General features: G+C 71.3%; 22 protein-coding genes. 13 read left to right on the plus strand and 9 right to left on the minus strand.

Translation table 11 applies throughout. The features are described 5' to 3' along the window. The 4 genes from Raf01_RS46575 to Raf01_RS46585 all read right to left on the minus strand — a co-directional run. Positions 1-180, minus strand: a 180-nt coding sequence (locus Raf01_RS46575) for a hypothetical protein (RefSeq protein ID WP_203924606.1), incomplete at its 3' end; no start/stop codon positions are given. A 251-nt stretch (positions 181-431) separates the two neighbouring features. Further along, on the minus strand, positions 432-557 hold the full coding sequence (locus tag Raf01_RS50750) for a hypothetical protein (protein ID WP_275413211.1): 126 nt from the start codon (positions 555-557) through the stop codon (positions 432-434). Positions 558-738: 181 nt separating this feature from the next. After that, positions 739-1,068 (minus strand): hypothetical protein, encoded by a 330-nt coding sequence (locus tag Raf01_RS46580; RefSeq protein WP_203924607.1) that lies wholly within the window; start codon positions 1,066-1,068, stop codon positions 739-741. Between the two features lie 81 nt (positions 1,069-1,149). Next, a complete protein-coding gene (locus Raf01_RS46585) occupies positions 1,150-2,016 on the minus strand; it encodes a class I SAM-dependent methyltransferase (RefSeq protein WP_203924608.1) in 867 nt (288 codons plus the stop codon). A gap of 169 nt (positions 2,017-2,185) precedes the next feature. Between Raf01_RS46585 and Raf01_RS46590 the strand changes: the two genes are divergently transcribed. Together Raf01_RS46590 and Raf01_RS46595 are read left to right on the plus strand one after the other, a co-directional pair. After that, entirely contained in the window at positions 2,186-3,103 is a 918-nt protein-coding gene (locus Raf01_RS46590; RefSeq protein ID WP_203924609.1) for a phosphatase PAP2 family protein, read from the plus strand. Between the two features lie 41 nt (positions 3,104-3,144). Beyond that, positions 3,145-3,357: an RNA-binding S4 domain-containing protein gene (locus tag Raf01_RS46595; RefSeq protein ID WP_373319783.1), complete on the plus strand. Its 213-nt coding sequence runs from the start codon at positions 3,145-3,147 to the stop codon at positions 3,355-3,357. An 89-nt stretch (positions 3,358-3,446) separates the two neighbouring features. Here the strand turns inward: Raf01_RS46595 and Raf01_RS46600 are convergent, their stop codons facing one another. Then, complete coding sequence (locus tag Raf01_RS46600; RefSeq protein ID WP_203924610.1) at positions 3,447-4,259, minus strand: hypothetical protein; 813 nt, start codon at positions 4,257-4,259, stop codon at positions 3,447-3,449. A gap of 207 nt (positions 4,260-4,466) precedes the next feature. Here Raf01_RS46600 and Raf01_RS46605 point away from each other — a divergent pair, with 207 nt between their 5' ends. From Raf01_RS46605 to Raf01_RS46630, 6 genes are all read left to right on the plus strand, one after another. Then, entirely contained in the window at positions 4,467-5,249 is a 783-nt protein-coding gene (locus Raf01_RS46605; protein ID WP_203924611.1) for a hypothetical protein, read from the plus strand. 35 nt (positions 5,250-5,284) lie between these two features. After that, positions 5,285-6,100: a class I SAM-dependent methyltransferase gene (locus Raf01_RS46610; RefSeq protein WP_203924612.1), complete on the plus strand. Its 816-nt coding sequence runs from the start codon at positions 5,285-5,287 to the stop codon at positions 6,098-6,100. A 281-nt stretch (positions 6,101-6,381) separates the two neighbouring features. Then, positions 6,382-7,068, plus strand: coding sequence for a hypothetical protein (locus Raf01_RS46615; protein ID WP_203924613.1), 687 nt, complete (start codon positions 6,382-6,384; stop codon positions 7,066-7,068). Next, the gene (locus Raf01_RS46620; protein ID WP_203924614.1) at positions 7,065-7,415 is read left to right on the plus strand and encodes a transcriptional regulator; all 351 of its coding nucleotides are present in this window, start codon (positions 7,065-7,067) and stop codon (positions 7,413-7,415) included. Before Raf01_RS46615 ends, Raf01_RS46620 begins: the two co-directional genes overlap by 4 nt. Before the next feature lie 133 nt (positions 7,416-7,548). Further along, positions 7,549-8,751 carry an alpha/beta hydrolase family protein gene (locus tag Raf01_RS46625; protein WP_203924615.1) on the plus strand — a complete coding sequence of 401 codons (1,203 nt, stop codon included), beginning with the start codon at positions 7,549-7,551 and terminating at the stop codon, positions 8,749-8,751. Positions 8,752-9,220: 469 nt separating this feature from the next. Further along, positions 9,221-9,931, plus strand: coding sequence for a hypothetical protein (locus Raf01_RS46630; protein WP_239134531.1), 711 nt, complete (start codon positions 9,221-9,223; stop codon positions 9,929-9,931). Between the two features lie 116 nt (positions 9,932-10,047). On the opposite strand, the gene Raf01_RS46635 is transcribed toward Raf01_RS46630, so the two are convergent. After that, positions 10,048-12,126: an MMPL family transporter gene (locus Raf01_RS46635; protein WP_239134532.1), complete on the minus strand. Its 2,079-nt coding sequence runs from the start codon at positions 12,124-12,126 to the stop codon at positions 10,048-10,050. Positions 12,127-12,347: 221 nt separating this feature from the next. Beyond that, positions 12,348-12,884, minus strand: a complete 537-nt coding sequence (locus Raf01_RS46640; protein WP_203924617.1) for a TetR/AcrR family transcriptional regulator — start codon at positions 12,882-12,884, stop codon at positions 12,348-12,350. 72 nt (positions 12,885-12,956) lie between these two features. On the opposite strand from Raf01_RS46640, the gene Raf01_RS46645 reads away from it, so the two are divergent. Next, positions 12,957-13,433, plus strand: a complete 477-nt coding sequence (locus Raf01_RS46645) for a nuclear transport factor 2 family protein (RefSeq protein WP_203924618.1) — start codon at positions 12,957-12,959, stop codon at positions 13,431-13,433. A 172-nt stretch (positions 13,434-13,605) separates the two neighbouring features. Beyond that, entirely contained in the window at positions 13,606-14,559 is a 954-nt protein-coding gene (locus tag Raf01_RS46650) for an NAD-dependent epimerase/dehydratase family protein (RefSeq protein WP_203924619.1), read from the plus strand. A gap of 43 nt (positions 14,560-14,602) precedes the next feature. Here Raf01_RS46650 and Raf01_RS46655 read toward each other — a convergent pair whose 3' ends face one another. Beyond that, positions 14,603-15,445 carry an anti-sigma-D factor RsdA gene (locus Raf01_RS46655; RefSeq protein ID WP_203924620.1) on the minus strand — a complete coding sequence of 281 codons (843 nt, stop codon included), beginning with the start codon at positions 15,443-15,445 and terminating at the stop codon, positions 14,603-14,605. Between the two features lie 159 nt (positions 15,446-15,604). Then, positions 15,605-16,180, minus strand: coding sequence for an RNA polymerase sigma factor ShbA (gene shbA / locus Raf01_RS46660; RefSeq protein ID WP_203924621.1), 576 nt, complete (start codon positions 16,178-16,180; stop codon positions 15,605-15,607). A gap of 178 nt (positions 16,181-16,358) precedes the next feature. Between shbA and Raf01_RS46665 the strand changes: the two genes are divergently transcribed. From Raf01_RS46665 to Raf01_RS46675, 3 genes are read left to right on the plus strand one after another with little or no spacing between them, the layout of a single operon-like run. After that, complete coding sequence (locus Raf01_RS46665) at positions 16,359-17,321, plus strand: ABC transporter ATP-binding protein (RefSeq protein ID WP_203924622.1); 963 nt, start codon at positions 16,359-16,361, stop codon at positions 17,319-17,321. A gap of 16 nt (positions 17,322-17,337) precedes the next feature. After that, positions 17,338-18,111 (plus strand): MlaE family ABC transporter permease, encoded by a 774-nt coding sequence (locus Raf01_RS46670; RefSeq protein ID WP_203924623.1) that lies wholly within the window; start codon positions 17,338-17,340, stop codon positions 18,109-18,111. A gap of 7 nt (positions 18,112-18,118) precedes the next feature. Further along, entirely contained in the window at positions 18,119-18,910 is a 792-nt protein-coding gene (locus Raf01_RS46675) for an MlaE family ABC transporter permease (protein WP_203924624.1), read from the plus strand. The last annotated feature ends 3 nt before the right edge of the window (positions 18,911-18,913 follow it).

Genomic DNA, 18,913 nt, shown 5'->3' on the forward strand with positions numbered 1-18,913 from the left:
GGCGGACGAGGCGGTGGCCGGCTTGCCCTGCGACAGCAGGGTGTCCGCGGCCTGGGCCTGGCCGACCGCGATGGCGGTGTAGCCGGCCAGCAGCGCGACCGCGACGGCGATCAGCGCGGCTGTGACGCGCGTTGGTCTGCGGCGGATCACGGGGTGGGGTGGGTGGGGGATCGGTGACATGTGTGGCTCCTGACGTGGGACGGTGCATCAGGGTGGACATATCGAGAGAGCCATATGAGAGAGCGCTCTCTCGGACAGAGAGCCTTATCGAAGTTCATGGAATCGTCAAGACTGCCGCGCCCGGAACATTCTGATGACGGTGAATGTCGGGATCGACTCGGGCACCGCCCCGGGGGCCCGCTGCCTCAGCCGCCCCGAGGACCGCCACCTCAGCCGGAGGCCCGCAACCTCGGCCGGGGAGGACCGCAACCTCAGCCGGCCCGAACGGCCAGCACCCGGCGGCGCAGCACGGCCACCAGCCCCAGCGCCATGCCCGCCGCGCCGGTGAGCATCGCCACCCGTACCGACGACGCCGCGCCGAGTACCCCGCCGAGCACCGCCGGTAGGGGGCAGCACGCCGCCGGCCACCAGCACGACCTGGCCGGTGACCAGCAGCGGTCCGACTCCGATCCGCGCGGCGAGCCGATCGCACCAGATCGCCGACGTCCGCCCGGAAGCCGGCGAGCCGGCCGCGTACCGAGATCGGCGCGGTCGACTGGTCTGGGTCGTCGCGCGGCGTCAGACGCGCCGAGCCCAGACTGGTCGAATAACCGGCGGGCCGTGTCGCGGGTCCGCGACCACCATCAGGCGCAGCCGTGAACCCCGGTCGGCGAGCGGCCCGACCAGCGGCCCGACCACCAGCGGCGGGAGACGTTCGACTGCGGTCAGGATTCCCACTTCGAACGTGTCGGCGTGCAGCACCAGCAGCGCGACGAGGGGGAGCGCGACAAAGCTGACCGCCGAACCGACCAGCGACACGGACTGGCCCGCCCACAGCAGCCGGAAATCGGTGTGGTGTCGCAGGCTCCGGCACCGCTGCGGCCGCGCGGCAGCCGCCTCAACGGCCACCGGTACGGGCACCTTCGTCGGTGGGCTACATGTGCCGTGAGGTTAGACCCGGCGTGGTGCCGCGCCAACCGGATTCCGGCGCTACCGCGGCAGCAGCGTGGCCAGATACCCGGTGAACCCCACGGTCAGGCTGCCGGTGCCGAACACCTCCGCGAGCGTGCGGGCGCACCAGTCGCGTGCCGCGTCGACGGTGATCCGGCCGCCGGCGACCGCGTCGGTGACGTTCGCTTCGCTCAGCACGTACCGCAGGTAGGCATCGTGCCGCATCGGCAACGAGACCTCGACGTCCACCTGGTCGTCGAGGCGCAGTCCGTAGTCGCCCAGCGGCAGGCGCGGCAGGTCCAGGTCCGGATATCCCGGGGGCATGGGGAAGCGGCGCTCGAACTCGCCGAACCAACCGGCGAGCCCGCCGCTCTCGACGGCGCGCCGTCCCTGCCCGAAGTCATAGACGACAAGGGTTCCGTCCGGCGTGAGCACCCGTGCCGCTTCGGTGAGGGCGACCGGAAGGTCGGCGTAGTTGAGCGAACCGGCCGCGGCGACCAGATCGAAGGTTCCGGCGGCGAACGGCAACCGTTCCGCGCGACCGATGGCGAACGCCGCCCGCGGCGCGACCGCGTGCCGGTGCGTGAGCATGGTTCGCACCGGTTCCAGACCGGTGACGCGCTCGGCCAGCGAGGCGAGCGCGGCGGTGGACACACCGGCACCGCAGCCGATGTCCAGCGCGTGCCGGCGCCGCCCGGCCAACCGCAGCGAACGCAGGATCCGTTCGTGTACCGCGGGACGGTCGAACGCGTACGCGGCGGCCACCCGCTCGCTGTCGTAGGCGTTGGCGCGCCGGCCGTTCGCCCGCTCCGGATCGGTCGTCGACTCGGGCGCGGCGTCGGGCTGTTCCGACTCAAGCGCGGCGCCGGGCGACGAGGCGCCGACCGGCTGCCCTCCACTGCTCACTGCCTCTCCTTTCCCCGTGTTTCCCGTCCCGGCGGCGAGCTGGGGCTGTAGATTACCGGTTGAAGCCGGCGATCGGCGGCCTGCGGCCGCCCGCGATCGAGGTGCCCGCGCTGTGGAAGCGCCACCGGACTGGGTTTGAATTCTGCGGGAGTCGGCTACGTTACTGCGCATGCGTCGATGGCCGCTCGGTCTGGTTCTCTGGTTGCTGGTTCTGGCTGGCGCCGAACTGGTTGCGTTCGTGATGGTCTGTCGTTTCTTTGTTCAGACCAGACACGGCCAGCTGCTGGACACCGCGGCACTGACCGGCAACCGGATCGGTCAGGATCACATCGGCGACCTGGTGCTGACCGTGCTGGACACCATCACCGCGCTGTCCGTGGTGGCCGCGACGGCGACCGTCGGCTTCATCGCGCTGATCCGCCGCCGGATCGCGGTGGCGTTCGGGGTGGTCGTGCTCGTCGCGGGCGCCAGCGCCACCTCGCAGGTGCTGAAGCGGCTCATTCCCCGCCCGGATTTGGGCGTCGACCTCCAGCGGGCCGCGGTCGGCAACAGCCTGCCCAGCGGACACACGACCATCGCCGCGTCCGTCGCGGTCGCACTCGTGCTGGCGTTACCCGCGGGGGTACGCGGCATCGTGGCCATCCTCGGCGCCTTCGGCGCCGCGATCGTCGGTGTCGCCACGCTGTCGGCGGGCTGGCATCGACCCAGCGACGCGGTGGCGGCGCTGCTCATCGTCGGCGCGTGGGCGAGCGTCGCCGGGGTGTTCATCGTGGTGGCCCAGCGGCGCCACGGCGACGTCGACTACGGGCCGGCGAACTGGCGCGCGGTACTCGCGCTGGTCGCCGCGGGAGCGGTGTTGCTGGCCGGTGCCGCGCTCACCCTCAAGCTCACCGATCAGGTGATCGCGACGCCGGCCGACCAACTCAGCCGCGGCAGGCTGTTCGTCGCGTACGCGGGTGGCTCGATGGGGATCGCCGCCGCGGTGAGTCTCATTATGGCCTCGGTGCTGGCGACCGTGCACCGGGTGGTACCGCAGGCGGTCGTGCCGCTGGCCCAGGGCGAGAACGCCGGAGTCGTCGAAGGGTGAGGCCGGCACCACCACGGAAACGGGCTCGGTACCGTGGAGGTGTGGTGAACAGGGACGTGGAGGTCGATGAAGACCCGATCCGGCTGGCTCAGCTGCTGAAGCTCGCCGGTGTGATCGACACCGGCGGCGAGGCGAAGCTACGCATCGCCGCCGGTGAGGTGCGGGTCAATGGCGAGGTCGAGGTGCGTCGCGGACGGCAACTGCGGCGCGGCGACGTGGTCGAGATCGACGACCAGCGGCTGCGCGTCCGCTGAACTCGCACGGATGGCTTCCCTCGATCCCTACCGAGGCGACGCCTCCGGTTGAGGAGGGAATCATTGCCCGGCAAGGGGATGCGCCGGACTCAGTCCTCCGCGCGGTGCCGTCCTACGTGGACCGGCGCCTCGGGTGCGGGCCGGACGCCCGGAACGGTGACCGCTTGCGGTGTCGCGGGCCCGCCCGGCGCCGTTTCGGCCGCCGGGTTCGCACCCTGAGCGGTCGCGCTCTCCGTCGTGGCCTCGCCCGTCCCGCTCCCGCTCGGGCCGGACGCGGCTTGCGCGCGCTCGCCCGGAGCGCCGGTGCCCTTCGCGTCCCCGCTCTTCGTGTCCCCGCTCTTCGCTTTCCCGTTTTCGGTCTTCTCGGCCGGGGCGGCCGCTGGCGCGATGGCCCCGGCCCCAGTCCCGGCCCTGGCCCCGGCTTTGGCTCCGGCCCCGGCTTTGGCCCCGGCCCTGGCAGCTTTGGCTCCGGCCAGGGCCGCGCTGGCTCCGGACCTGGCCGCGCCGGCTCCGGACGTGGGGGCGGACGGCAAGTCGCCCGGGCCGGCTTCCGCCCCGCTCGCCGCGCGGTCGCCGGCCGGACTCTCGCCCGGTGCCCGCTCGCCGATCGGGTTCCCGCTCATCGCGTTGCCGTTTATCGCACTGCCGTTTATCGCGGTGTCGCTTGTCGTGTCGCTCAGGTCCTGAAGGGTCTTGCCCTTGCCCGTCGTACCCACCGCGTCCGGGTCGATCCATCCGGGCGGGTCGTTGCGCATGTCGGTGCGGAGCCCATCGAGCCAGTCCTCGAGATCACTCTTCGGTGCCGGTGGCTCTGCCGCACTCGTCGACTCGGGCGCGCCATCGGTTCTGGCATAGCCCGAGGACCCGCTCTCGTCGGGTGTTGGGTGGACGGATTCTGTCACAGTGACCAACGATATCCGGTGACTGTCGCTGCCCGCGAACTTTCGCGGTGGGCCGTGAGGCCAGTCGTCACAAGCACGATAGTCCGAGGATTGCGGCGAGACGCCCGATGCGGATCGCGTGGCGCGACGTGTTGGCGTACGGTGCCGCGACGCAGCGTGATCCCGGTGCCCCCACCGGGTGCTGCGACCGCCGTATGATCTGCGCTCGTGTCAGCACCCCAGTATCAGGGACAGCCTGCGGCTTACGGTCCGCCCACATACCCGCCGCAGTCGTATCCCCAGTCTGCATACCCGTCGGCGCATGCTCCCGCCGGCTACCCCGCCCAAGCGCCCGCCGGTTACCCGGGGCAGGCCCCGGCCGGCTACCCGACCCAAGCCCCGGCCGGTTACCCGGCGCAGGCGCCCGCTGGTTACCCGGCGCAGGCTCCGGCCGGCTACCCGACCCAAGCCCCGGCCGGTTACCCGGCGCAGCCGCCCGCCGGCTACGCGCCGGCGCCCGAGTCCCCGAACGCGTACCCGGGCCAGCCGCCGGCCGGCTACCCGGCGCCCGCCGTACCGGGCAGCGGTTACCAGGTGCCCGCTCAGGCATACCCGCAGGGCACGACGCAGTGCCGGCTGTGCGGTTGCGTACCGGCCGTCGACACGACGTTCCGCGAGCACCAGGGCATGATCATCGTGATGAGGTTCCTGCACCTGCGCGGCCCGTTCTGCCGTGACTGCGGGCTCGCCACGTTCCGGAGGATGACCGCCAACACGCTGATCCGCGGCTGGTACGGCTATGCCTCTTCGGTCATCACGCCGATCACCGTGATCATCAACCTGGTCCGTCGCGGGAAGGTGGCCAAGCTGCCTGCGCCGGTACCCCCGCAGACCGGGCCCAGCCGGCAGCCGATGGATCCCGGCGCGGTCCTCCTGGCCCGGCCGCAGGCGCTGATCGGGATCGCCATCCCGGTGCTGGTGCTCCTGCTGATCATCCTGTTGGCCGCCTAGGTCCTGTCCCGCCGATCATTCGAGGCGGTCGCGCCGTGGTAGTGAACACCGCGTACTGGATCGCCGCCGTGCGGGCACGGGAAAGTAGCCGGCCCGATCGGCTCTTCGACGACCCGTTCGCCCGGCGCCTCGCCGGCGAGCGGGGCGTCGCGGCGATGACCGCTTCGGAGCGCGCGTCCGGTGGCGAGAACACCTTCATCCCGGTACGGGTGCGCTGGTTCGACGATGCCGTGCTGCGGGCCGTGGCCGACGGGTACCGGCAGGTCGTGCTGCTCGGTGCCGGGCTCGACACCCGCCCGTACCGGCTGGACCTGCCCGGCGACCTCGACTGGTACGAGCTGGACCGGCCGGAGGTCTTCGACGGCAAGCAGCCGGCACTGGCCGGTACGACGCCGCGCTGCCGCCGGTGGACGGTCGCGGCGGATCTGGTGGGGGACTGGCCGGCCGCGCTGACCGCTGCCGGATTCGATCCGGAGCGGCGCACGGTGTGGCTGGCCGAGGGGCTGTTCTTCTACCTGGCTGAGGAGTCCGTGCTCGGGCTGCTGCGCACTGCCGCCGGATTGGCGGCGCCCGACAGCCGGTTTCTCGCCGACATCATGAGCGCCGCGGTGCGGGACCTGCCGTCGATGCGCGCGTACCAGGAGTACCGCGCCCGGCACGGGATCCCCGAGCCGTACGGCTGCGACGACCCGGCGGCGCTGCTGCGCTCCGGCGGCTGGTATCCCGAAGCGATCACCGCACCGGGCGCCCCGGACGCGAACTATGGTCGGCTGCCGGCGGCGCCCGGCGGCGTCCGTCCGGGCCGGCCGCACCTGGTGACCGGCCGCACGCTGCCCGCCGACGCCGGCTGAACCCTCGCCGGTCACACACCCGCGTCGAGGCACGCCGGGCAACACCTCCGCCATGGTCACACAGCCGCGTCGAGGCGCTCCGGGCAACACCTCCGCCCCGGTCACACACCGGCGCCGACGCGCGCTGGGCAACGGCAACACCTCCGCCCCGGTCCGCGCCACGCTGCCCGCGCCGCCGCCCACGGCGGGCGGACCTCAAGGTCAAGTTCTCAGCGATCGGTGACCATCTCGTTATCGCCGTTTCACTAGTGCCAATCAGTTTGTCGTGCAAATCTGTCTGCATGACTGCCGATTCGGTACCTGCCGGCGACGATCCCCGCCGGCTGCTGGCGGACTCGCGTCGCCTCGCGCACCGGGTCCGCCTGGCCCAGCGGGTGACCTGGTTTCCGCTGCTCGTGCTGGCCGCGGTGACGTTCGTGGCCATTCCGGTGCAGCGGTGGGCGCCCCGGGCGGTCTCGAACTGCCAGCCGATAGCCGGCGGCACACGGTGCACGTTTTGGCTGGTGGGGGCGTTCGTCTACTGGGTGCTGGCGTTGGTGCTGGCATATGCGCTGATCGCCGGTTGCTACCTGCGGGTCGCTCAGTCACGGGGGCTGAGCAGTCGGGTGGCGCCGTATGTGATCACCGGCATCGCGCTGGCGGTGGTGCTGACCGCCGGGGGACTGGTGTTCCATTACCTGCTGACTCCGCCATACCCCGGCGTCCTCGTCGGGGTATGGCGCCTGGTCGAGCCTTCCGGCGCCATCGGGGTGGCGTTGCTGGTGCTGTCCTGGTTGGAGCGTCACCTCGCCCTGCTGCTGTTCACCGTCGTGTACCTGGTGGTGGTGCTGGTGCCGATCACCTTCGGCTGGGGCAGCCACTGGGGGTCGCGGTGGGGCTTCGCGCCCTCGCTGGTCATCAGCGGCGGCCTGCTCATGCTGGGCGGGCTCGGCTTCCTCCTGACGCAGCGACGGGGGCGGCAGCGGTGAGCGACCCCACCGACGCTCCGGAGCCGACCGGTCCCGCTCACCCGGCCAACGGGCTCGACGACGTGGTCCACCAGCGGGTTCGCCTCGGCATCCTGACCATCGCGCACGAGGCGCGCCGGGTGGAGTTCGGCTACCTGCGCACCCAGCTGGAGCTGACCGGCGGCAACCTGTCCCAGCACCTGGGCGTGCTGGAGACGGCCGGTCTGATCGAGGTGGAGAAGGGCTACGCCGGCCGGCGCGCCCGCACCTGGGTCACCCTGACCCAGGCCGGGCACACCGCGCTCGCCGAGGAGATCGCCCGCCTGAAACTGCTGATCAGCCGGGTCGAGACGCCCGGCGGCCAGTAGCGACACCAGCCGGCCGGCGGAGGGGACCGGCCGGAAACCAGCCCGAACGACGGAAGCGAACCGGCTGACGGAAAGAGAACCGGCCGGCGGGACACACCGCGGTCCGGTCCACGGGGAAACCTCAGGAGGGTTCATGGCAACCATGCCGTTCATCGACCGGCGGCGGATGACGCGCCGGCGCATGCTCGCCGTCGCGCTGACAGTCGGGGCCGCCGTACCGCTCGGCGCGGCGAGCCGCGCGTCGGTGGCTTCGGCCGACCCGGGGCCGGCGCTGCTCACCCTGCCGGCGCCTACCGGGCCGTACCCGGTGGGCACCGTGGCCCTGCACCTCGTCGACCCGTCGCGCCCGGATCCGTTGGCCGGCCCGGGGCACTGCCGCGAGCTGATGATCAGCGTCTGGTACCCGGCCCGCGACGTGTGGCGGTACCCGCGAGCGCCGTGGATGCCGCCCGCCGCCCTGCGGGCGCTGCTGGTGAACGCGGGGTTCGCGGCCGACGTCGCGGCGGCACCGGTCACGGCCGGTCACCTGGGCGCCCCGGTGCGACGGACGGGCGAGCGGCTGCCCGTCGTCGTGTTCTCGCACGGCGCGCGCGACCACCGCGCCGACACCACCACCGTCGTCCAGCAACTGGCCAGCCACGGCTACGTGGTGGTCACGGTGGACCACACCTACGACGCGTTCAGCGAATTCCCCGACGGTCGGCTCACCGTCCCGGCTGACCCTCCGCAATTGGATCCGAGGGACTACACCGTGGATCTGAGGTTCGTCCTCGACCGCATCGAAGACCTCGCCGCCGGGCGCAATCCCGACGCGGATCACCGGCCGCTGCCCGCCGGGCTGCGCGGCGCCCTCGATCTCGATCGCATCGGCATGTTCGGCTGGTCGAAGGGCGCGACGGCGACCGCCATCGTGCTGACCGAGGACCAGCGCGTACGGGCCGGGCTCAGCTTCGACGGCCCGATGGAGACGCAGCCTCCGCTGATCACCGACCTGGACCGGCCGTTCATGCTGATGACTGCCGAGTTCGACCGGGCCGCGCATCCCAGCGTCGCCCAGTTCTGGTCGCACCTGACCGGATGGCGGCGGAACGTCCAGGCCGACGGCGCGGTCCACGGGTCGTACACCGACATCCAGACGCTGATCCCGCAGGTGGCGAAGGTCATCGGGATGAGCGACGAGGAGCTTCGGGACTGGGTCGGCACCCTCGCCCCGGCCCCCGCGGCGCGGATCCAGCTGGCGTACCCGCTGGCGTTCTTCGACCTGCACCTGCGGCACCGGGGACACCTGCTGGACGGCCCGAGCCCGGCCTTTCCCGAGGTGAGGTTCATCCCCTGAGACGTCGGGCCGCGGCGCTCGCGTTCCGCGTCGCGGCCCGATCCAGGGGGCCGGGTCGCGGGGCCGGTCGAGATCCGCTCCAGGGGCCGGAGCGCCCGGCGGCGATCACGATTCGCGGGCCGCCGGCCGGTGCCCGAGACTACGTACGGTCACCGACCCCAAGTTCCGTATGTCCGGATGTATCGGGCTCATCGGACCTGTCACCCATGCCTCTCGGCCTCTTCTGCCGGCCCTATAAGAGGCAAATGTGACTCACAACAGTGACGCAGCACACCGTTTGACCTGCTGTTTCTTCCGAAGAGCCCACCTTTAGCCTGGCCCGATGCACGGCAAGTATCGGGCCCACCACCGCCCGGCCAGAGGGCAACGGACGGTATTGGAAGGTCGGGGGCGGAGCGCCTCGCGGAGCACGAGCCGCCACCGGCAGTCGTGGCACGCGCGGCGCGGTGACCGTCCGCTGCGCCGACCGGTGATCGCGGTACTGCTGATCCTCGTCGGGGTCAGCGGGCTCTTCGCGGCGGTACGCGGCGACCTCGCGCATCCGCCCGGACCGGGCCACGCCGACCTCGCCGCCGCGCTGCGGGTACCCGCCGACAGGCAGCGCGACGAGGTCTCCCGCTCCACTCAGCGAGTGGCCCCGACCCCCAGCGTCTCGACACCCCCAGAGCCGTCGGTCAGCCCGAGCGCCCCGGCCTCGCCGAGCCCGAAGCCGAAGGTCACGAAGACCAGGGCGGTGGTGAAGAAGCCGACACCGGTCGGCGGCCTGAGCCAGGTGCAGATGGACCACGCCGCGACGATCGTGCGGGTGGGCGAGAAGCTGAAGCTGCCGAAGCAGGCGTTCATCATCGCGATCTCCACCGCGCTGCAGGAGAGCCAACTGCTCAACCTCGCGAACTACGGAGTCGCCGAGTCGCTGGACCTCGCGCACGACGGGGTCGGCGGCGACCACGACTCGGTCGGGCTGTTCCAGCAGCGGCCCAGTTCGGGCTGGGGCACGGTCGAGGAGTTGATGGACCCGGCCACCTCGGCGACCAAGTTCTACGACGCGCTGATGCAGGTCCCCGGTTGGCAGAGCATGTCGATCACCGAGGCGGCACAGACCGTGCAGGTCTCCGCGTTCCCGGACGCGTACGCCCAGCAGGTGTCGCTGGCCACCCTCGTGGTCGACGCCCTGGTCTGAGCCGCTCAAGCCGGTCAGAGCCGCCTGACCCGGTCGAGGACAGGCCAGGGGAGAGGGCCTAGTCCGGGCCGGGCGGCCCGCCGTCGGGCAAGGCCGCCCGTGCCCGGGCGTGAACGTCAGAGACCGGTCGGGGTGCCGGCGAGCGCCGTCTCGTCCGGCCGGGGCGGTGCCTCGCCCTCGGCCGGCACCCCGTCCCGGTCGAGTCGGCTGGGCCACCAGATCCGCCGGCCGAAGTCCAGGTTCAGCGCGGTGACCAGGATCGAGCGCACCACCAGGGTGTCCAGCAGTACGCCGAACGCCACCGCGAAGCCGATCTCGGCGAACGACACCAGGGGCAGTGTGGAGAGCACCGAGAACGTACCGGCGAGCACCAGCCCGGCCGAGGTGATCACGCCGCCCGTCGCGGCGAGCCCGATCAGCGCGCCCCGCCGGGTGCCGTGGCGCGCGGACTCCTCGCGTACCCGGGTCATCACGAAGATGTTGTAGTCGATGCCCAGGGCGACCAGGAACACGAACACGAACAGCGGGAACGAGGTGTCCACCCCGGCGAAGCCCAGCAGGTGGTCGAACACCAGGGCGCTGGCGCCCAGCGCGGCGGCAAACGACAGCACCACGGTCGCCACCAGCAGCAGCGGCGCGACCAGTGCGCGCAGCAGCAACGCCAGGATGACGAACACCACCACCAGGACCAGCGGGATGATCAGATTCCGGTCGTGCGTGGCCGCCCGCTCGATGTCCATGTTGACCGCGGTGGCCCCGCCGACCTTCGCGTCCGCGCCCGGTATCGCGTGCACCGACGCCCGTACCCGGTCGACCGTGTTCTGCGCGGCGACGCTGTCCGGCGGGTCGGCAAGGGTGCCCTGCACCATCGCGTACCGGTCGCGGACCACCGGTTCATCGGTGGCCAGGATGCCCCGCGTACCGGCGACCGCGGCGCGGAGCTGCCCCGCCGTGCCAGCCCGACCGATGACCACCACCGGCTGCCCGCCGCCGGCCGGGAAGTGCGCCGCCTGCACCTCGGCGCCGACCACCGAGTCCGGGTGGCCGACCATGGAGTCCTTGTTGGACAGCGGGCCGGCGTTCAGGTCGACCATGCCGACGGCCAGCGCGCCCAGGATCAGGGCGGTGGTGACCCAGACCGTACGGGGCCGGCTGGACACCCGGCTGCCGATGCGTGCCCAGACCCCTCGCTCGGTCGGTTCGGGCGAACCGAACCGGGGGCGTACCGGCCAGAACACCCACCGGCCGCAGATCACCAGCAGTGCCGGCAGCAGGGTGAGCATGGCCGCCAGCCCGACCGCGATGCCGATCGCGGCGACCGGTCCCAGGCCACTGGTCGAGTTGAGGTCGGCGACCAGCAGGCAGAGCATGCCGGCGATCACGGTCGCGGCGCTGGCCACGATCGCGGGTCCGGCCCGGTGCAGGGCGTAGGCCATCGCCTCGTGCCGATCGGCGTGCCGGCGCAGTTCCTCCCGATACCGCGCGACGAGCAGCAGCGCGTAGTCGGTACCGGCACCGAACACCAGGACGGTCAGGATGCCGGCGCTCTGCGCGTTGACGACCAGGCCCGCGTGCTTGGCGAACAGGTAGATCACCGCCTCCGACGTGGCCAGCGCGCCGCCGGCCGACAGCACCGGCAGCAGCCACAGCACCGGGCTGCGGTAGGTCAGCAGCAGGATCACGATGACCACGCCGAGAGTGGCGTACAGCAGCCGGCCGTCGATGCCCTCGAACGCCTTGGCCGAGTCGGCGGCGCTGCCCGCCGGGCCGGTCACGTGCATCTCCAGCCCGTCGAGGGTGGGCGCGGCGATGTCCCTGATCCGCGTCACCCCGTCGCCGATCGTGTCCCAGCCCCCGTCGCCGATGGTGATCGGCACCAGGACCTCGATCGCCTTGCCGTCCTTGGCCTGCTGCGGCCCGATCACCGGGTCGTCCACGCCGTCGACGTCGGCGAACTGCTTGGCCTGCGCCGCGACGTGCTCGCTGTCCGCGGTGGTGATGCCGGAGGTCCGCTGGTACACCACGACGGCGTACGCCGTGTCGTGCGCCTCGAACCTGCTCTGCAGGTTCATGACCTCGGTGGACTCGGCGCTGCCCGGCAGCCACGAGGAGTTGTCGTTCTTCTCGACGCCGGTGAGCCTGCCCGCCAGCGGTGCCAGCGCGGCGAGTACCACCAGCCAGAAGACGAGGATCATCCACTTTGTACGGCGGCCGCACACGAGCGCGGCGAGTCGGTGGCCTTTGTCCATGAGCTTCCCACCCCGTTTGCTCAATATGTAGGTCAGCTACACAAGCTAGCGAAGTGGGCGCAGGTCGCGCAGCCCCTTTGATGGTTTCCCGGCAAATCCTCGGTCAGGTTTCCGACCGGTCCGCCGGCACGGGCGTCCCTGTGGGGTCCGGTCGGATGTCCAGAGCGCTAGCGGGTGAAGAGACCGGCCAGAACCACTTCGATGGCGCGGTCGAGGACTGCCGATGGAGCCGGAGCGGCCGCGGTGGTCTGGGCCAGGCCGCGGATCAGTAAGTAGAGTTCCTCGACCCCGGCCTCCGGCCGGACCGCGCCGGCGGCCTGGGCGCGACGTAACGCCAGGTCGACCGAGGTCTTCACCTTGCCGGCGACGGTGACGACGGCCGGTGGTGCGTGGTCCAGCATCGAGGCCAGGGTGAGCTTGGTCGTGCTCCGTTCGATCATCTCGCGGATCAGTGCTTGGAGCGCCGCCGTCGGATCGGGGGCGGCGGCCGCAGCCCGGGCCCGGTCGAGCAGGCCGGTGAAATGCCGGACCAGTGCGGCCTCGATCAGCGCCTCCTTGGTCGGGAAGTGCCGGAACACGGTGGCGATGCCAACGCCGGCCAGTCGCGCGACCTCCTCGGTGGAGCCGGCCTCGCCGTGCGTGCCGAAGACGTGGTCAGCCGCGGCGAGTATGCGCTCGCGGTTCTCTTGAGCGTCTCGGCGCATGCGGACACTGTAACCGAAGCGCAGACTCCGGTACTGTAACCGAAGTCCACACTCCGGTAGGAGGTCAATGTCATGCGTACGCCCGAAGAGACCGTCCGCGCCGTGGCCGAGGGCGTCTGCCGCATCATGCGCGGCGGGCTGACCGGTGCCGAGGAAGCGGCCCAGTTCGACGAGTTGGCCGCCTGCTACGCCGAGGAAACCGATGTGCGCCACCCGTTCAACCCGCTCGGCGACACCCCGCTGCGCAGCCGGACCGCGGTGCGGGAGCACTTCGCCGGCGGCGGTGGGCCGACCGGCGTGGAGCGCTACGACGTCGTCGATGACCGCGTGTACCCGACTCCGGACCCCGAAGTGGTGATCTTCGAGTTCCGGTACGCCGGCGTGGTCGACGGCCGGGCCTTCACTGTGCCCTGCATCTTCGTCGTCAGGGTCCGGGACGGGCAGATCGTCGAGTCGCGTGACTACGTCGACCACCTGGCTGGCGCTCGCGCCTTTGGCCGCCTGCCGGCCCTGGCTGCCGCGCTCGCCGCGCCTCAGCGCGCGTCCTGAGGTCTGCCGTTTGGGTTGCTGCACGCGCCGACGCGACATCCAGCCGTCGGCGGTGGCGGTGCGGGTGGGAGGCCAGTCATTGCTCGGCTAATGATTCATTGGTACGCTGATCATTAGCCGGCTAGTAATGCGTCACGACAACCACCCACACGAAACGGACGGCTGACACATCATGATTCTGGTGACCGGCGGGCTCGGCTTCATCGGCCTGAACACCGCGCGGGCGCTCCTGGACGCCGGCGAGACGTGCGTGCTCACCCGGCATCGCACCGCCCGGCAGCCCGACTTCATCCGGACCGAGCTGGGGCGGCGGGTGTTCATCGAGCAGCTCGACGTGAGCGACCCGGCCGCACTGCTGGAGCTGGGCCGGCGGTACCCGATCGACGGCATCGTGCACCTGGCCGGCACCGCGGGGACCGGCCCCGACCTGCTCGACGACCTCCAGACCGGGGTGGACGGCGTACTGGCCGTGCTCCGCGCCGCCCGCGAGTGGCAGATACGGCGACTGAGCCTGGCCAGCTCGCTCGTGGTCTACCACGACGTCGCGGGCGTTCCGTGGCGCGAGGACGCCGCGCTGTCCACGGCCGGCGTCTATCCCATCGAGGTGATGAAGAAGAACGCCGAACTGCTGGGCAACCTGGCCGCGCAGCACACCGGTGTCGAGGTGGTCAGCCTGCGCATCGGCGCCATCTGGGGCCCGTTCGGGCGGCCGGATTCCCGGTTCGTCGCGGTGCAGCGGATGGTGAACGCGGCCGTGCGCGGCGAGCCGGTGCGCTACGACCCGCCGCGCTACGCCGAGGATGCGCTGGACATCTGCTACGCCCGGGACTGCGGCCGGGCCATCGCCCTGGCGCAGACCGCGGACAAGCTCAATCACCGGGTCTACAACGTGGGCAGCGGGCGGGCGACCCGCAATGCCGAAGTGGCCGACGCGGTGCGGGCGGTGATCCCGGACGCCGACATCGAACTGGTCGCCGGGCGTGATCCGCAGGGTCCGCCCGCCGACCAGTACCTGGACATCACCCGGTTGCACGAGGACACCGGATACCTGCCGGAGTACGACACCGTCCGTGGGGTTCGCGACTACGTGCAGTGGCTGCGCGCCGGAGAGCGGGACCCGGCCTAGTTCAACCGCCCGCCCGGCCTCGCGCGAGGTCGGGCGGGTCCCGTCACAGGTGCGGAAGGATGCTCGGCAGCAGCGACGGCAGGCCCGGCAGCAGCGGCGGCAGCAAGCCGTGACCGGTGCTCGACGACGGGGACGGGCTGGGGCTCCCGACGCCGGCACCGGGCGCCGTGCTCGGGCCGGTGGACGGAGCCGGCGACGGGGTCTGCCCGTGGGGCTGCGTCGGCGTGGGCCGGCCGGTGCCCGGCGGGGAAGCCGGCAGCATCGCGCGCAACTGGTCGAGCTCGGTGCGCAGCCGCTGCACCTGCTGCGGGTCGCGCACCCTGGCCACCAGGGTGGCCGCCCGGTCGATGAGCAGCCGCGCGTCGTCATAGCGGTGTTCGTCCACCGCCTCGCGCGCCTTGTCGATGGCGTCCTGTGCCGCGCGAACGTCGGCGACGCCCGGGTGGACGATCTTCACGACCGGCCACAGCGGGTCGCTGGGCTGCGCGCCGGCCGCGGCGACGGACACTCCGCCGGCCGTGGCGATCACCACGGCGGCGGCGACGGCCAGCCGCACGGTGCGGGGACGCAGCGGCACGACGGTGCGCCGGGACCGCGAGGAATGTGTGGCGTCGACGGTGGGAAGGACCTGGGTCTCGCCGTCCGGTCCGGGTGCCCAGCCGCCGTCGCCGGAGATGGCCGGCGTGGGCAGCGCCTCGTAGCGCAGCGCCGGCAGCGGTTCGGTGTCCAGGTCGGCCCGCCACGCGCCGAGCATCGCGGCCAGTTCGTCGTCGCCGGGTACGGCGACCCCGCTGCCCAGTGCGTCGAGCAGCGCGTCGTCGGCCTGCACCGTCTCCAGCTCCACTGGTGACTGCCGGTGTGGCGAGGGTCTTCGCGTCTCGCTCATGCCGGATCCTCGCTGCGCTGCGGTCCGGCATGAGGCACGAACGCGCCGCAACTCTGTCTCGCTCGCTGACGCTCGCTCATTGTTGGTCCGCCCTGCTCCGCTCGGCTGCCGCGGAGGGCGCTGCCAAACTGAAAACGTTGATCGTACGGTTGCGCTCTGTCATGCCGGTACCTCATTAAACACGGTGCCGGCAAGGTTGCGCAGCCGAGACAACGCGCGCGACTGTGCCACGCGTACGGCCGCCGGGCTCATTCCCACCGCACCGCCGACCTCCTCGGCGGACAGGCCAACCGCCACCCGCAGCACGATGATCTCGCGGTGCAGGTCGGACAGGTGGGTGAGCAGTTCGGACAGTCGCCGAGCGGTGTCGGTGTTCAACGCGTGCTGTTCCGGTCCGGGTGCCGCGTCCGGTTGGTCGTTGATGGCCTCGACCGGAGTGACCGCGAGGTGCCGCACCGCGGCCCGCTGCGCGTCGGCCACCTTGTGCGCGGCGATGCCGTAGACGAATGCGGTGAACGGCCGCCCCTGGTCGCGGAACGCGGGCAGCGAGCGCAGGACGGCAATGCAGACTTCCTGCGACACGTCGTCGGCGGTGGTGTGCCGGCCGCCGATGCGGCCGAGATGGGCCCGGCAGTATCGCACGACGTTGGGCCTGATCTGTTCGATCAGTGTCGCGGTCGCCTGCGGGTCGCCCTGCACGGCGCGCTCGACGAGCTGAGGGTGCGGTGCCGTCATCGCCCCTCCCTGCCCCGCGATGCGCCTGCTTGCCGACCCTCGCACGGTAGCTGTCCGGGGCTCAACGTACCAACACGAAGCGTGGCTGATGTGTCCCTTACGGGCGGATTCGTTATCCGCGTGTAACACTCCGCCGCCGCCCGACGATGACCTTCAAGCGAGGAGGAGGAGGGAGCAGTTGGGCGTAGAGATACAGGTAGAGCAGCTGACGAAGTCTTTCGGGCGCCATGCGGTCTGGGCCGACGTGAGTCTGACGCTGCCCGCCGGAGAAATTTCTGTGCTGCTGGGCCCGTCGGGTACCGGCAAGTCGGTGTTCCTCAAGACCCTGGTCGGTCTGCTGCGCCCTGACCGCGGCTCCGTCTGGATCCAGAACCAGGACCTGCCGAGACTGTCCGAGCGGCGGCTGTACGCCATCCGCCGGCTGTTCGGCGTGCTGTTCCAGGACGGCGCGCTGTTCGGTTCGATGAACATCTACGACAACGTCGCGTTCCCGCTGCGGGAGCACACCCGGATGAGCGAGTCGAAGATCCGGGCGATCGTCGGCGAGAAGCTGGAGATGGTCGGCCTCACCGGCGACGAGGAAAAGCTGCCCGGCCAGATCTCCGGCGGCATGCGCAAGCGGGCCGGCCTGGCCCGGGCGCTGGTCCTCGACCCGCAGATCATCCTGTTCGACGAGCCGGACTCCGGCCTCGACCCGGTCCGCACCGCCTACCTCAACCAGCTCATCATCGACCTGAACCAGCAGACCGACGCGACCTTCCTGATCGTCACGCACGACATCAACACCGCCCGCACCGTGCCCGACAACATCGGGCTGCTCTTCCACGGCAAGCTGGCCATGTTCGGACCGCGGGAGATGCTGCTGTCCAGCACCGAGCCGGTGGTCCGGCAGTTCCTCAACGCCCAGCGCGTCGGCCCGATCGGGATGTCGGAGGAGAAGGACGCCTCGGACCTGGCCGCCGAGGAGGCGTCCGGGGTGCGGCTGCCGGCGCTGCCGCCGATCCAGCGCCAGTTGCGCCCGTCGGACGGCGGGATCCGCCGGGCCGAGCGGCCGCCGGGTTTCTGGTGCCGCACTCACGGGGTCACTCCGCCGCCGGGTTCGTTCACCGAGCCCCGCCCGATCCAGGAGGTGCCGCTGTGAGCCGGGGTAAATCCAGATGACCAACCCGGTCACCTTCACGCTGCGCGAATCCGGGCACTTCTTCGCGTTCAGCCTGGACGCGCTGCGCTCGGTGCTGCGCCGGCCCTGGCAGGTCCGCGAGTTCATCCAGCAGGCGTGGTTCATCTCGTCGGTGTCGATCCTGCCGGCGGCCCTGGTCTCGATCCCGTTCGGCGCCGTGATCGCGCTGCAGCTCGGCTCGCTGACCCAGCAGTTGGGCGCGCAGTCGTTCACGGGCGCGGCCTCGGTGCTGGCCGTGGTGCGGGAAGCCGGGCCGATCGTGACCGCCCTGATCATCTCCGGTGCCGGTGGCTCGGCGATCTGCGCCGACCTGGGTGCCCGGCGCATCCGGGAGGAACTGGACGCGATGCAGGTGCTGGGCATCGACCCGATCCAGCGCCTGGTGGTCCCCCGGGTGATCGCCGCGATGCTGGTCGGCTTGCTGCTCAACGGGTTGGTCAGCGTCGTCGGGGTTTCCGGCGGGTACCTGTTCAACGTGATCCTGCAGCACGGCACCCCGGGTGCCTACATCGCCAGCTTCCAGGCCCTGGGACAGCTGCCGGACCTGCTGGTCGGTGAGTTCAAGGCGCTGGTCTTCGGCGCGGTGGCCGCGCTGGTCGCCTCGTACAAGGGGATGACCGCCAAGGGCGGTCCGAAAGGCGTCGGCGACGCGGTCAACCAGAGTGTGGTCATCACGTTCATGCTGCTGTTCGCGCTGAACTTCGTGATCACCGCGGTGTACTTCCAGATCGTTCCGCAGAAGGGGTCGTGAGGCGCCGGTGATCCTCGACGATCTGGGCGAACAGCTCGCCTTCCACATCCGCTCGTTCGCGGCGGTGCCGCGCACCGTGCGACGTTATCCACGCGAGATCGTCCGGCTGCTCGCCGAGGTGAGCTTCGGCTCGGGGGCGCTGGCCGTGGTGGGCGGCACGGTCGGCGTGATCTGCTTCATGACCTTCTTCACCGGTACCGAGGTCGGGCTGCAGGGCGACCAGGCGCTGGAGCAGTTGGGCAGCAGCGCGTTCGCCGGGTTCATCTCGGCCTACTTCAACACCCGCGAGATCTCGCCGCTGGTCGCCGCGCTGGCCCTGTCAGCGACCGTGGGTTGCGGCTTCACCGCGCAGCTGGGCGCGATGCGCATCTCCGAGGAGGTCGACGCGCTGGAGGTGATGGGGGTACCGTCGCTGCCCTTCCTGGTCACCACCCGGATCATCGCCGGCTTCATCGCCGTCATCCCGCTGTACGTGATCGGGCTGCTGTCCAGTTACCTGGCCACCCGTACCATCACCACCGTCTACTTCGGACAGTCGACCGGCACGTACGACTACTACTTCCACCTGTTCCTGCCTCCCGGCGACGTGCTCTGGTCGTTCGGCAAGGCGCTGGTGTTCAGCGTCGTCGTGGTGCTCATCCACTGCCACTACGGGTACCGGGCCGGCGGCGGGCCGGCCGGCGTGGGGCTCGCGGTCGGGCGGGCGGTACGCCTGGCGATCGTGGCGGTCAACGTCGTGGACTTCTTCCTGTCGCTGGCCATCTGGGGCGCCACGACGACGGTACGGATCGCGGGGTGAGCC

The sequence above is a fragment of the Rugosimonospora africana genome, assembly GCF_016862975.1.
GTDB classification, from domain to species: Bacteria; Actinomycetota; Actinomycetes; order Mycobacteriales; family Micromonosporaceae; genus Rugosimonospora; species Rugosimonospora africana.